The sequence below is a fragment of the Enterococcus sp. LJL90 genome, assembly GCF_056924355.1.
On the sequence record NZ_JBXPBQ010000002.1, the window covers coordinates 561,588 to 575,311 of the forward strand.

Consider the following 13,724-nt stretch of genomic DNA (forward strand, 5'->3'; position numbering starts at 1 on the left):
TCTTTTATTTTCCTTGGACAACTTTATGAACTTGATAAACTGCGCCAATCAAGCCAGCATTGTTTTTTAATTTGGCCGGCAGGACCTCAGCAAAGGTTTTATCCATCAGAAATTTAATACTTTGATGATTGGTTTCTAGGTCAGTTAAAGAACTCCTCAGATTTTCCATAAATTGTTGGTTCTCACTGATACCGCCACCAATTAAAACTACTTCAGGGTCAAAACAAGAAATTAAATTAAGCAGACCAACACCTAGATTATGATAAAAATTAGCCATCACTTTGACCGCATTGGCATCCTTTGCTTCCGCCAGCTCCATAATTTTTTCTGAGCTGAAAATCGGTTCAGCATCCGGTTGCAATTTATTATATTGATTACAAATACCACCGATAACGGAAGCTGTTTGATTCAGGGAAGCCGCCTCAACATCATTGGCATCTACTACATCTTTAGTAACCATAAAACCAAACTCGCCAGCCATACCATGGGCGCCCCGATAAATTTGATCATTGATAATAATGCCGCCTCCCATGCCAGTGCCTATCACAACGCAAAGGTAATTCATTTTGCCCTGGGCATTGCCTACCCATTGCTCGGCAATTGCCGCTGCATTGGCATCATTCTCAACAAAAATCGGCAGCTGAACTCTTTTTTCAATCAATTCCTTTAAATTCACGCCATACAATTCACGAATCGCTCCGCCGGTAGTCATAAAGCCATCACTTTGAATAATTCCTGGAGCGCTAATTCCAACGCCTTCAACTTGCTCTTCCTTTTGAAACTCTGTAATGATGGCAGTCAAATCATTTAATAGTCCTTCAAGAGAGTGATCTGTCTTAATTTTTCCGCTTTGACTCACCTGACCCGCTACATTGACTAAACCATATTTAATACTTGTGCCGCCAATATCAATTCCTACATACATTTACCCATCTCCATTTCAATTTTATCGGTAACCTGTACCTTTTTGTATTTTCAGAGAAAAATATAAATGTCCATCTTTAACTAGCTTTTGATTACAAAAAATTTCTGATAATTTATTTCTTTGTGTGAAACTAGTCGAATAGTTCTATACTGAATCAAACTCTCTGAAAAACTAAATAGAATAACCAAAGCTTTTCTCTGATAGTCTCTTAAAAGGAGCAGTCCTTTTTTCTAAAAATTTTAATTGCTCATTTCATTATAATATAACTTAAAGGGTTTACAGCATTTTTCTTTAAAGGACACAAAATTTTTTTTGCTCTATTTCCCCCAAAGATTCCTCGCACTTTCTCAGACAAGTTGCAAAATAATTCCCATCGAATTGCCAATCGCTTATACTATAAAAAAAGACTTGGAGGTTATTATGGCTACTCCCAAAATTTATCAGATGAGCTTTGCTAGCGTCTATCCTTTATATGTTAAAAAAGTTGAAAGAAAAGAGCGGACGGTTGCTGAACTGCAGGAAATTCTCCAGTGGTTGACTGGTTACACCCCTGAGCAACTACAAGAGCAGATTCAACGGGAAACAACCTTTACTGAATTTTTCGCTGAAGCACCAGAACTCAACCCAGATCGTCGTTTAATCAAAGGCGTGATTTGCGGTGTGCGGGTGGAGGACATTCAAGAACCACTAATGCAGGAAATCCGCTATTTGGACAAACTGGTTGATGAATTAGCCAAGGGTAAAAAAATGGAAAAAATTCTCCGCTAGGCCAAGCAAAACTCCCTAATCAATCTCATTATTCTGAGATTGACTAGGGAGTTTTTTTAGATAAAATCTTTACACTTGCTCTAAGTCTAGATAATCCAGCGGCTGACCAAATAGAAAGCCCTGTTGATAAACAATTCCATTTTCCAGTAAAAAGTCGAAGGTCTGGCGATTGTCAATGCCTTCGACAATCAGGCGCAACTGATGCTTGACGGCAATTTTTTGCCACGTTTGGGTGATCCAAAAAATTTCAGCAAAGCTCAATTCTTTAAAGGAGAGCAAAGATAACTTGATTGTATCAATGTCCCCTAAGCATTGTGAGACTAGCTCAAAATCATTTAAGCCGCTGCTGACATCATCAAAGGCAATTTGAAAGCCTAAGCCCTTAATCTTTTTGACCGTCTGCACGAGTTTTTTTATTTCTAGCTCCATGTCCGCCACATTTTGATAATAATGCTCCGTCACTTCAACTGTCACGTTAGCCACTGAAAACTTGCCAGCCAGTTTCTCCAACATTTCTAAAGTCTCAGGATAACGTAGCTGCTGCGGGTCGAGATTGAACCCGAAGGCAAAGGTTTTTTCCTCTAAAACCTGACTGATTTTGCTAAAATACCAGTCCATCAGCTGACGGTTATGCTCTTGCGTGGCAATCATCGCTTGAAAAACTTGGAAGGGAAATCCGGGATGGCTTTTACTGCGGAGCAAGAGTTCATATTTTAATACCTGCGGCTGACCTTCTTTATTCACTTGAAAAATCGGCTGAAACACAAAATAAAAATCAGCGAGTTCCTCTTCTAAATGCAATGCCATTTGCTTTCCCCCTATTTCTAAATATCTTTTGCTGCGTTTAACTAGCGCTCGTTTGACCAAATGTTTCTTCAATATTGTAAACCCCCGGCTCTAATGTGAAGCCGTACAGTTTTTCGGTCATGCGTCAAAGGTATAGTGATCTTCTAAAATTACCAATTGATCATATTGGTTTAATAAATCGATAAAGGCTTGATCATCCAGCACAAAATTTTCTTGTCCGGTGACGTTAGCGGAAAATAAATAATAAGAGCCGACATAGCCGACTAGATAGCTATCCACATCTGTTTGATCGGTGGAAACGACTAGATATTTTTGCTGATTCAACGTCATTTGATTGCCGGTTACTTCTTGATATTGCGCTGGGATTGAATCTTCAAAGGTGGCATTGTTGTACATCATGCCATTATTTTCCGATAAAATCATTAAGGTCGCAAAGAATAACAAACCCAAAGTAAAATACTGGTACCATTTTTTCGTTTTCAAAGATTTGAAACTTCTAAAGCTGCGAACAGCAATATTTTGCTCGAAAAATGAATAATCAATTTCTCTGGCTAAAACAAACATCACCAAGCCTAACGCAAAAATAACAATACTGGAAGCATAACGCTCAAAGCCTGCCAAGGTCAGGGCTTCGTCTGTGGGCATTGAAAAAAGAAACATGGCGTAAATTCCAAGATAATAGCTGACAACAATCACATTCATAATCCCCCAATAACGCAGCAGACTATTTTTACGATGCAAACGAAAACGAATTACTAAAAAAGCTCCGAGAATCAATAAGTTTGCCAACAAAATCCCCTGCGTAGAAGGTGTACTTAAACTTGCAATAGTTTTCAAAAAGACCGAACCAATTTGGCTGATGGTCTGGCTGCCCTTTTCGCTAAAAATTTCTTGATACGAACTTAAGCTAACCTCGTGTTTAGATTCAGTAAAGGTCGCCGCTACATGACGGCTCCACACTAAGTAAGGTGCAATTGCCGCAAGCATCGTCAGCAGACTGACACCAACCAGCTGAAATTTATTTTTTCTAAATTTCCACAGTAAGACGACTCGTGAAAGATAATAAATCAACAGAATCGCTACAAAAAATAGCGCACTATTTTTTACGATACTCAAGGCTCCGACGATTAAAATCGTGTAGCTGGTCATCTGCATCAGCTGCCGCTGCATTTTATAAATGCCGGCAATCCCGGCTAAAGTCAGTAACGGCAAGAGAAAATCCACCAATAAATTATTCATGCGAATCGCAATATTGAAATAATTAAAAACAGCGATAAAACTGAACATCATGGTGATAATCAACGTCCGGCTTTCATCTCTAACAATGGCAAAAAAGGCATAAAAGCAGCTGAAGATTAAAATAAATTGCGTCAGTAGCATGACATTATCACCAAAGCCGGCAATCAGTGTGCCAAAATAAACAAACAGAGAACTGCCCATCGGATAAGAAGTAAAGCTGATAATCGTGTCCGCCGCTGTCGGCAGGCGGCCTTCCGCATATAAAAATTTGACGATTGTCGCCCAATGGGAAAAATTATCATAGTGAACCAGATGGCTTTGCAATAAGGTATAAGCAAATAATAAAAAGTAAAAAACTAACCAAATTCTTAAAGTATCTAAAGGTGGTAGATGCAAACTTTTCTTGCGCCAGCCTTGAAAAAGATAAACGGCGGCCCGCAAAATTCCAGCGGCAAATAACAGATAGCCGGCAATTGCTAACAGACTCAGATAAGCAGCCAAATATAAGACCCAAATAATTGCCGCAATCCCAGCTAGCCAGCTAACTTTGGCGTTAAATTTTAAGTCTTCTCGAAAAAAGACCGCCCAGCCATAAAGGGCAACTATTAATAGACTAATACGCAAAACTGTTAGTATCACTTTCGTCACCCTTTTCTACCCACTTGTGGATTAATTTTTTAAACGACGCTGTTTGAATGATGTCATTGAGATTAGCCACTCGATAGCGGTAATCCCCTTTGTCTGTCTGCCCTAAAAATTCTAAATCAAAGGACACTTCATCAATCTGCAATTGAATGTTTTGCAGTTCCTTCAAATTTTCAGCCGCCGCAAAACTGACTGTCTGGTAATCAAAATCCCGTAAAAGCACATCAAAATTGGTCAGCTGTATCACTTGATTTAAAGGAATCGTCGGCTGGGCACTAGCAGCTGGTCTTTTTTTGCCAAAGTGTTGCAGCCGTTCTTTTAGGTTGGCGAAAAACAAATCAAAGGGCGTTACCCAAGGATCACGAAATTGCGGCAAGCTGCGATTAAATCCATCATAAATAATTTGCAGATAGACCAGATAAACAGCCTCTGTCATCTCTGACAAAGCGACACCATAAACCCAATCCTCTTCTTCTCGGTAGACCCGAACTATTTTTCCAGTCAGCTCCGTTTGATAATCGCCTTTTTTTATCGAAAAATTAAGCAGTGCATCTTCTGGAAAATAAAGAGGTATCGTGCTGACAAAGGACAAACCATCCTCAGAAATATTTTTAGTCTTCAAGTCATAGGACTGATCTTGGCAGCTGACAGTCACCTGATTTTCAGCTAGGAAGCGTTCATTTTTGCGATAAATCGGCCGTCCTAAATAAAACAAAACTGAAAATGTTAAGTTAAACAAATGAGTCAGCAGCCAAAACGTAATCACAGCTCCGTAGAAAATTTCAGAACCGTATTTGCCATAGTTAAAACTGACCAATCCCACTACTGTCAGCACCCACAAAATTAAATGAGGCAACACATAAAGATAATCTCGCTTTGATTGCTTGGCATTTTTATTAGTCACTTTAAATTTTGTTTCCTTGATGCCGATGGTTTGTAAAAAAATCGGCAAAATCAGAAAGGGCGCAAAAATCGTTTCCTGAACTTCCCCCCAACGTTGGGTGCGGATGTCGCTGGATAAATCCTGCATCGCCAAATGTAAAAAGTAATAGCTAGGCAGCCAAAAAAGCAAGAGATTCCAAAAGTTTGTGTCCACTACCATCACACCGAAAACGGTAAAGAGAATCGGCGCTAAAATATAGAGTAAGCGGCGGAAAAAAGACCACCAGTACAAGAAGCCATTTAGATAAACTAATTTTTGCTGCAGCGTCAAATTTTTATTAGTTAAAATATGCAGATTGCGCACACTTTGGACGACGCCGCGGCCCCAACGAATTCGCTGTTTTAAAACGCTAGGAATATCCGTCGGTGTCAAGCCGCTAGCCATCGGTTCCAAGGTAGAAATATTTTTATAGCCCTTTGTATTAATCAATGCGCCCAATTCAAAATCCTCGGTAATCGTATCAGTTGGAAAGCCCCCCACCGCTTCAATCGCTTCTCTGGCAATCACCGTGTTTGAGCCAGTGTAAATCGCCGCATCATGAGCATTATTTAAGATGTTGACTTCTCTAGAAAAGAAATCCTGCTCATTAGGAATCGAAGCCTCGGAAAATAAATTAAACTGAAATAAATCAGCGTTGTAAAAACTTTGCGGCGTCTGGACGAGCCCGATTGGTTTGATTCGGTCGTCTTCGGCCCGCTCTTTGGCATTTCCAACAAAGTAAGGCACTGTCTCCATTAAAAAATCTGAATAGGGAATCATATCTGCGTCGAAGGTGGCGACTAAAGGCGATGTTGTATGGGCCAAAGCATTGTTGAGATTACCGGATTTAGCATGTTGGTTATTTTCTAAACCTAAATAGCCAACAGCAAATTTTTCCGCCAACTCCTTGACCTCAGGGCGATTGGTATCGTCTGAAAAATAAATATGGACTTTACTTTTATCCGGATAATGCATGTTGACTGCGGCATTGACCGTTTTTAAAAGTAACGGTACCTCTTCATTATGAGTGGCAATCAAAACATCGACATGGGGATACTCTGTAGCCGCAATCTCCGGCTTTTCAATTTGCTTGGCTTTATTTTTGCTCCAAATCAAAATCACAGCGGTGAAATTGGAAATAATTTCACTAAACCAGAGCAAGATTCCAAAAATAAGGGCAAATAAAGAACCACCAAAGGGTAACGTGTAAACGCCCCGCCAAACCAAATAAATAATAGAAAAGAAAAAGGCAAGAATGTAAATCAGCTTTCTAGGAACTTTGTATTTTGACATGGGGTCACCCTCTAAAAATATATTTTTTTTGAATCTGATAGCTGAGGAAAAAGAGTAGGCTGTCCACGACAATTTTTAAAATAACTGTGCTATTGACTCCTAATAATAGATGCAGTAGGTAAACAATCAAAGCTGAGGTCACAATTTGAATAACCACTAAGCTAAAATATTTCACCAGGCTATAAGAGCTGTCTTAATTGAAAACCAATTCCCGATTGACAAAATAATTGAAAATCGCCGAAATAATCCGAGCGCCAATCGACGCTAATAAAATAGCTGATAGTGTTAGATTCGTTAATAAATGAATTAAAATGGCATAGGCAACCACATCAACTAAAAATGAAGCGACTGAGGAGAGCAGGTATTTGAAAAAAATTCCGTATATGGCGACTGAGTCGGCAATCACGCGAAAATGCGAAGAAGCATTTTCCTCTAAATAGATCGTCGAAATCGGCTGGGTTAAAAGCGGCCACTGATTTTTCTTAGTTTCAATCAGCATATTGGTTTCATACTCAAAACGATCACCCGCTACCTGCTCAAAGTCCGCCATCATACTCACTGGAATCACTCGTAGGCCTGTCTGCGTGTCTTCTATATTAATGCCTGTCGTCAAGCGCAAAATATTGCGGGTTAAAATATTACCGAATTTACTTCTAAAGGGGACCTCTTTTCCAAAGCTGCGGGTACCTAATACCAAGGCATCCGGATTTTCCACCGCAAACGCAACACACTTCATCATATCTTCATAGCTGTGCTGACCATCTGAATCAATTGTCACCATCTGCTTTGAATTGGGATAATCGGCTTGAATAACCGCCATCGCCTTTTTTAAAGCGGCCCCCTTCCCTTGATTTTCTGAAAAATTAATCAAGTTCGCTTGATAATCCGTTACCGCCTCTTGAAAAATCGGTTGATAGGCCGGTCCGCTGCCATCATTAATAATTAAGATGGGCAGTTGGCGATTATGTTGACGAATATTTTTCAAAAGCTGAATTAGCTTGCCGTCCGGTTCCAATGACGGGATCACAACAACTGTCTCTGCTGGATTCATTTGTCTCACTCCTTTTGATTCACTACATACTTATTAATAGATAACTTGCAAAAGTATTTTGTCTAAGCAATAACGATTTGATTTCGACCTGAATTTTTCGCAGTATACAAAGCGCCATCGGCCCGTGCTAGCGTCCGATTGATTTCCTCAAGGACTCCCTGATGGGCGACCCCCATTGACGCAGTTACTTTTAGCTTTTCAGTCATTCCGTAATCAATTTCTAAAAGCGCTAGCTGCTGATAAATTTTATTGGCAAATTCAAAAGCACCAAAATCACGATTATCGGCAATTAAAACAACAAATTCCTCCCCGCCAACCCGATAAAAACTCGCATGGGGATTGGCTAAATCAAGAAAAATTTGCGAGACTTCCTTTAAGACAATATCTCCAACATGATGGCCATAGGTATCATTAAAGTATTTGAAATGATCAATATCCAACATAATCATCGAACAACGTTTTCCCTGATTTTCAAATTGACTGCTGTCCTTTTGAAACTTGCGGACGTTTCCCAATCGAGTTAACTCATCAATATTGACTAGGCTGAAAACTTTTTCCACATCCTCATAAACGAAGTAAAGAAAAATAGTCAGACCAGATCCCAAAGCCAGCATGATGGCATTTATCGCCAGCATTTCCAGCAGCTCGTCTAGTAAAATTCCAGTGGGAACTAACACAACTAAAATTGTATACGTCTGCAGCCACAACAACTGGCCCAAATTACTAAAGTGCTTCATCAAAAAGTTAAATACCAACGGCATCGTCACAATCAAAAAGAAAGCCACGCCGATATTAACCCAAGCCGCGCTACTCATGTCGAATAAAAAACGGGCCAAGGCAACTAAGAAAATCGTCGGTAGGGAGATTTTCCAGCCGAGATATTTTAACGCCAAGGCAAATAATAGAAAGCGAAAATCAACCCGCACATTAATCAGTACATTGGAAAATTGCATCAGTAAAACGCCCACCAATGTTTCAAGTAAAATAAAAAAGACTATTTTCTTTAATGATGAATATCCCCGTGCTTCAAATTCACTATTTAAGCGAAAAATCAAATAAATATTTAAAATAATAATGCCTATATTCGCAAAAATATTGAGTAACACCAGCATCTTCTCCTTTTTTACTACTGATTTTGGCAAATTCGCTCATAATCAGCCGAATTATCATTTAACTATTGAATAAAATTCAATAATATAACTAACTTAATTTTTAAATGCGTTTTTTTCTCAAAAGTAATTAATTTTTTTGTTAAAATTAACTCTAGGTAAGATTACCATGATAACTATTTCCCAGCAATTTTAAGAACTCAGAATCTCATTCATTTTTTTATGATTTGCATATTTTTTGAAAGATTAAAATAACACTTATTATTGAAAACGATTTCTGCAGGTGGGAATCTTATTTCTATAGTAATGATAGCTACTTGCCTTCCAGTCAGTTGCAAGCCACAAGCCTCTTGCTAGTCATTCATAGGTTTAAAAATCTCAAGTAACTTTACGTTTAAAGACGCAGCTTTTCATTCTTTTGTTTATCACGCTCTGCAAAATGATTTTCAAAAATCTAACAGAATGCAGATCAGATTTTTTATCACCTTCTTTTAGAGAACTTCTCAACATTAGCTAAACAAGCCAACTGCTGAACACAAAAAAAGCCCTATACTGCAAAGGCTCTTTAAAAGTTGGCTCTTACAACTTTTAAAACAATGCCTGCAGTCTTAGGACTTTTTAGTAGTAAATAAATTAAACTAATTTAACGCTACGTCTCTTTTTTTAAAGAAGAAAATTGTCAACAGATAAAATATTAAGCCATAAACCAACAGGCCGGCCGCCATTTGCCAGTAATTCAAATATAAATTTAAATTTGCTGGTAGCGAACTGGTCCCGGAAAATTCTGACAGTTTATCTTTGATGTTTAACATATTAAACATGTTCCATTTTAACCATGAGTGATTTTGCATCGGAAAAGCTAACAGCAGATTAACCACTGAGCTGCCAAAAAGGGCGCCGATACCAATCGCCACAGCTAAACTCTGTGAGCGCATCACCGCAGAAATAAAAATTGTAATTGCCAAATACAAAACAATCAATAATAAATTGGTTGCGGCATAAGCCAAAGCCACCGCCAAGCTACTCCACCCCGGCATCCAAACAGATTCCACCAAGGGAGACTGCGTTGTCAAAAATAGATTGCTACTCAATAAGCTAACTAAAAATAAAACGGCAGTGCCAAAAAGACCAAACAGCAAACAAGCCAAGTATTTTGCAGCCACAATTTGACTGCGGCTAAAGGGACGAATCAATAAAAACTTGATGGTCCCACGACTAAATTCTTCAGCTAAAGAGGAAGCCGCCACGATTACTACAACTAAATTTAGCACAGAAGTCATCTGACTCAGCGTCTCAAAGACATCATTGGCAGCATAGTCAGAGCTCCCCAGTGAAACTAAATACGCCATGGCAAAGGTTAGTGCCACTAAAATTCCTAACATTATCCATGTGGAATTTTTTTTATTTAACTTAATCAATTCATTTTTAATTAAAACGGTCATCTTTACAAGCCTCCTTCAGCGGTCCATTTTAAGAACGTTGCTTCTAAACTAGTTACTTGCGGCCGCAATTCTTTTATGCCGATGCCAGCTTGAACCAAAATTTTAGCAACCTCTTCAGGAATGCTATTTTTTAATTGAACAAGTAGTTGTTGATTTTCTTGCAAGACTTCGCCACAAACAAAATCTTGCAAGACAGCAGCGGCTTTCAGATTATTATCTGTATCTATTATTAATCGTTTTTCACCAAACTGCAGCTCACTCATCGCCAGTTGATGTGTGACCTGACCTTTTTGTAAAACAACTAAGTGATCAGCCATCTGTTCAATATCACTCAACTGATGACTAGAGATTAACACGCTAATACCACGATTTTTCAACTCAGCAATCATTTTGCGAAACTCCTGCAACCCCTTTGGGTCTAAACCATTCATCGGCTCATCCAACACTAGTAAATCCGGTTGATGTAAAAGAGCTTGCGCAATTCCTAAGCGTTGGCGCATCCCTAGAGAATAAGTTTTGACTTTTTGTAAAATATATTTTTCCAAGTGTACATCTCGAATTAAAGCCGTCAGCTGAGATTTAGTCAGCGGATTTTTCGCCATCCGCAAATATTGCAATAAATTATCATAGCCACTTAAGTAATTATAAAATTCTGGATTTTCAACAATCGCCCCGACACGGGCAATCGCTTCTTTATATTGCCGATTCATTTCTAGACCGGCCACAGTAATGTTTCCCTGCTGATATTCCATCAAGCCAACAATTAGTCGAATCAATGTCGTTTTCCCCGCTCCATTCGGCCCTAAAAGTCCCACAACCTGACCAGCTTTTACCTCAAAGCTGGCCTGTTGGATAATTTTCCTTCGAGCAATTGTTTTAGAGAGCTTCTCGATTTTTAAAACACTTGTCATGCTTGCTGGCCCCCTTCGTAAAATTTCTCCAAGCAAAAGTATGATACTATTGCCATCAAAATGACTTGGACTGCATCATAGATAAAAATCAAGCCATCTTTAGTATTTAAAGTAGAGATGCCAATATCAAAACCAAATTCTGTTGTTCCTCCGTATAAATTCGGCATTCCCGGTAGGAAACTGGTTAAGATAACTATTAGTGAAAATAAAAGCACAATCAACAAAAATCTGATAGCCTTTTTGCCGCGGCGAGGCCAAAAATCCGTGATGCTTTTAGAAACTAAGCCAATTGATTGAATCATCATCGTGACTCCTAAAAAAAGATCCACCGCCATAATAAATACATAAGTCATCGCCCCAACACTCGGCAAACTAATAACTCCGCTGATACTGCCCACCCCGTACCATACAAGATACGTGACTGCACTCCAGCCTAAAAAACCGAACAGACCAAGCAAAACATTACCAAGCAAAAACTTCAAATTGCTGATAGGCAAAAGCCGCAAACGAGCTTTGCTCCATGCTTTAAAAATTTCTTCATTCTCGTAAGCCAGAAAATAAACAACTGGCATTAATAAATAAATGGGATATGTTGCGACATCAAAACCGTACTCGAGGGGATCAAATTCATTTTTTTGAAATTGAAACCACGCAAAGCCAGCAACCAACACCAACACAATTCCTGTCAAAATATATCTTTTCTTTCTCTCAAGCAAAAGCTGCTGCCAAAGTGTAATCATCGCATTTCCCCCTCAATATAATGGCCAATTAAATAGACAGAACCGACCAAAGAAATAACCAAAAATAATAGATAAACTAGTAGCAAGCCAATCGCCGAAAGCTCTGGTAAAACTATATTGCCTAAAAAGCCTAATAAGACCCAAATTACGATGCCCAAAAGCAACAGTTTGACCAATGAGCCAAGCTTGCTACTTCCCTGCCAGATTGAATTAACTAATAAAAATAGAAATAACATCATTAAATAAAATCCAAAAACAATCAACCAAATTTTTGGTCCCGCTATCTCCAAATTGGGAATCAGGAAAGTCTGATAGACAATTAAATGGCTAAACCCCATTAAGAAAACTAATAATCCAACCAAAAGGAAAAGATTAATCACCGTTAAAGCCACATTGATGACATATAATTTGACGGCAGAAGCAGCTAATAACCGAACTTTGCGGTCAGAGAAAAATTGAAAGAAGCGCCGACCATCATAATATAAAAATTGTGACATCATCAACACAATTAAAACGACTGAAGTAGCAGTTAAAAACTGCCCATTAGAATGATAATATCCCCACAAATTTGCAATAAAATAAACAATAGTAGCAAAGACGCCAGTGCCATAAAGGCTGGCTATTTGCTTATTGAGCAAAAAACTTAACCACTTCATCAGCCCAGCACCTCCCGATACAGACTTTCTAAACCAAGCCCCCGCTCTTCCCGCAATTTTTCAATGCTTTGGTGTAAAACAATTTCCTGATCCTTTAAAATCATCACTTCATCGACAATATTTTCAATTTCTGCCATTTGATGGGTGGTAATTAACAGCAAGCTGTCCTCTTCAAACCAGCGCAGTAAAGATTGAATAATTTTCTCACGAGTTAATAAATCAATTCCGCTCAAAGGTTCGTCCAATAAATAAATGGCCGCCTTGCGGGCTAAGGTGGCAACTAGGGCGACTTTTTCCTGTTGTCCCTTTGATAGTGTTTTGATTTTAGCGTTAACATCCAGCTCCATAAAAACTATTAAATCCTGAGCTCTCTCTTCTGAATAATCCGCATAAAAACGGTGATAAAAGTCCAAAACCTGTTTAACGGTAAATTCTTTAGAAAAATCTTTTAAATCAACTAAAAAAGCGACGTGATTTTTGGTTTTATAAGAAAGCTCCGCATTGTCAACGTTAATCTTTCCCCTCCAATTAAGGGCTAAGCCGGAAAGCAAACGCATAATCGTCGTTTTCCCTGAACCGTTTTCCCCCAATAAGGCAATGATCCGGCCTTTTTCTAAATTGAAATTCAAATTTTTAAAGATTTCTTTGCCACCTTTGCGATAGCTGACCTGTTGCACCTCAACAAAACTCATTTGCTTTCCTCCTCAATAAACCTCTGCATTTTTTCCAGCGCCTCCGCTGCGGTAAAACCTAATTGCTCCATTTGTGACAAATAATCGGTAATCACTTGGGTAATTTTTTGTTGATTTAAATTTGTTAATACCCATTGATCTTCAGTGACAAAACGTCCTTTGCCCCGCTCAGAAAATAAAATCCCCATCCGCTCTAATTCTTGTAACGAACGTTGCACCGTATTGGGATTAGTCGACATTTCAACGGCCATTTCCCGCACCGCCATAACTTTTTCCCCCGGCTGCAATTTACCGGTAATAATTTGTTGAATAATTTCATCCATGATTTGTAAATAAATCGGACGGTCCTCGACAAAATTCACACCTTCGCCTCCTAATAAACTAGTGTACTAACACAATAATACACCATGATAATTTTTTGTCAATCAATTTTAAATAATAAATAATTTGAATTATACAAAGGCAGACAAAAAAAGCCGTTAAAATTATTCCGTGGAATAATTTTAACGGCTTTAATTTCGGTT

General features: G+C 38.7%; 13 protein-coding genes. 1 reads left to right on the top strand and 12 read right to left on the bottom strand.

Translation table 11 applies throughout. The annotated features are described in order from the left end of the window. Positions 1–4 precede the first annotated feature (4 nt). Complete coding sequence (locus AC1Z3S_RS07580) at positions 5–925, bottom strand: ROK family protein (RefSeq protein WP_461739847.1); 921 nt, start codon at positions 923–925, stop codon at positions 5–7. Between the two features lie 420 nt (positions 926–1,345). On the opposite strand from AC1Z3S_RS07580, the gene AC1Z3S_RS07585 reads away from it, so the two are divergent. Next, complete coding sequence (locus AC1Z3S_RS07585; protein ID WP_461739848.1) at positions 1,346–1,693, top strand: DUF2200 domain-containing protein; 348 nt, start codon at positions 1,346–1,348, stop codon at positions 1,691–1,693. 69 nt (positions 1,694–1,762) lie between these two features. Here AC1Z3S_RS07585 and AC1Z3S_RS07590 read toward each other — a convergent pair whose 3' ends face one another. The 11 genes from AC1Z3S_RS07590 to AC1Z3S_RS07640 form a co-directional block, all read right to left on the bottom strand. Continuing rightward, positions 1,763–2,500 (bottom strand): EAL domain-containing protein, encoded by a 738-nt coding sequence (locus tag AC1Z3S_RS07590; protein ID WP_461739849.1) that lies wholly within the window; start codon positions 2,498–2,500, stop codon positions 1,763–1,765. Positions 2,501–2,617: 117 nt separating this feature from the next. After that, a complete protein-coding gene (locus AC1Z3S_RS07595) occupies positions 2,618–4,378 on the bottom strand; it encodes a lantibiotic ABC transporter permease (RefSeq protein ID WP_461739850.1) in 1,761 nt (586 codons plus the stop codon). After that, on the bottom strand, positions 4,353–6,599 hold the full coding sequence (locus AC1Z3S_RS07600) for a glycosyltransferase family 2 protein (RefSeq protein WP_461739851.1): 2,247 nt from the start codon (positions 6,597–6,599) through the stop codon (positions 4,353–4,355). Before AC1Z3S_RS07600 ends, AC1Z3S_RS07595 begins: the two co-directional genes overlap by 26 nt. Before the next feature lie 193 nt (positions 6,600–6,792). After that, on the bottom strand, positions 6,793–7,650 hold the full coding sequence (locus AC1Z3S_RS07605) for a glycosyltransferase (protein ID WP_461739852.1): 858 nt from the start codon (positions 7,648–7,650) through the stop codon (positions 6,793–6,795). Positions 7,651–7,712: 62 nt separating this feature from the next. Continuing rightward, positions 7,713–8,756: a GGDEF domain-containing protein gene (locus tag AC1Z3S_RS07610; RefSeq protein ID WP_461739853.1), complete on the bottom strand. Its 1,044-nt coding sequence runs from the start codon at positions 8,754–8,756 to the stop codon at positions 7,713–7,715. Positions 8,757–9,397: 641 nt separating this feature from the next. Beyond that, positions 9,398–10,201, bottom strand: coding sequence for an ABC transporter permease (locus AC1Z3S_RS07615; protein WP_461739854.1), 804 nt, complete (start codon positions 10,199–10,201; stop codon positions 9,398–9,400). A 2-nt stretch (positions 10,202–10,203) separates the two neighbouring features. Beyond that, a complete protein-coding gene (locus AC1Z3S_RS07620) occupies positions 10,204–11,112 on the bottom strand; it encodes an ABC transporter ATP-binding protein (protein WP_461739855.1) in 909 nt (302 codons plus the stop codon). After that, entirely contained in the window at positions 11,109–11,852 is a 744-nt protein-coding gene (locus AC1Z3S_RS07625; RefSeq protein WP_461739856.1) for a hypothetical protein, read from the bottom strand. Before AC1Z3S_RS07625 ends, AC1Z3S_RS07620 begins: the two co-directional genes overlap by 4 nt. Next, the gene (locus tag AC1Z3S_RS07630) at positions 11,849–12,508 is read right to left on the bottom strand and encodes a hypothetical protein (protein WP_461739857.1); all 660 of its coding nucleotides are present in this window, start codon (positions 12,506–12,508) and stop codon (positions 11,849–11,851) included. The genes AC1Z3S_RS07625 and AC1Z3S_RS07630 overlap by 4 nt, the downstream gene beginning before the upstream one ends. Beyond that, positions 12,508–13,200 (bottom strand): ABC transporter ATP-binding protein, encoded by a 693-nt coding sequence (locus tag AC1Z3S_RS07635; RefSeq protein WP_461739858.1) that lies wholly within the window; start codon positions 13,198–13,200, stop codon positions 12,508–12,510. Before AC1Z3S_RS07635 ends, AC1Z3S_RS07630 begins: the two co-directional genes overlap by 1 nt. Then, on the bottom strand, positions 13,197–13,562 hold the full coding sequence (locus AC1Z3S_RS07640; RefSeq protein WP_461739859.1) for a GntR family transcriptional regulator: 366 nt from the start codon (positions 13,560–13,562) through the stop codon (positions 13,197–13,199). The genes AC1Z3S_RS07635 and AC1Z3S_RS07640 overlap by 4 nt, the downstream gene beginning before the upstream one ends. Between the last annotated feature and the right edge of the window lie 162 nt (positions 13,563–13,724).

Coding starts and splice junctions, on each gene's coding strand:
- AC1Z3S_RS07600 (WP_461739851.1), bottom strand. CDS start 6,599: ATGTCAAAATACAAAGTTCCTAGAAAGCTGATTTACATTCTTGCCTTT.
- AC1Z3S_RS07615 (WP_461739854.1), bottom strand. CDS start 10,201: ATGACCGTTTTAATTAAAAATGAATTGATTAAGTTAAATAAAAAAAAT.
- AC1Z3S_RS07585 (WP_461739848.1), top strand. CDS start 1,346: ATGGCTACTCCCAAAATTTATCAGATGAGCTTTGCTAGCGTCTATCCT.
- AC1Z3S_RS07590 (WP_461739849.1), bottom strand. CDS start 2,500: ATGGCATTGCATTTAGAAGAGGAACTCGCTGATTTTTATTTTGTGTTT.
- AC1Z3S_RS07605 (WP_461739852.1), bottom strand. CDS start 7,650: ATGAATCCAGCAGAGACAGTTGTTGTGATCCCGTCATTGGAACCGGAC.
- AC1Z3S_RS07635 (WP_461739858.1), bottom strand. CDS start 13,200: ATGAGTTTTGTTGAGGTGCAACAGGTCAGCTATCGCAAAGGTGGCAAA.
- AC1Z3S_RS07630 (WP_461739857.1), bottom strand. CDS start 12,508: ATGAAGTGGTTAAGTTTTTTGCTCAATAAGCAAATAGCCAGCCTTTAT.
- AC1Z3S_RS07620 (WP_461739855.1), bottom strand. CDS start 11,112: ATGACAAGTGTTTTAAAAATCGAGAAGCTCTCTAAAACAATTGCTCGA.
- AC1Z3S_RS07580 (WP_461739847.1), bottom strand. CDS start 925: ATGTATGTAGGAATTGATATTGGCGGCACAAGTATTAAATATGGTTTA.
- AC1Z3S_RS07625 (WP_461739856.1), bottom strand. CDS start 11,852: ATGATTACACTTTGGCAGCAGCTTTTGCTTGAGAGAAAGAAAAGATAT.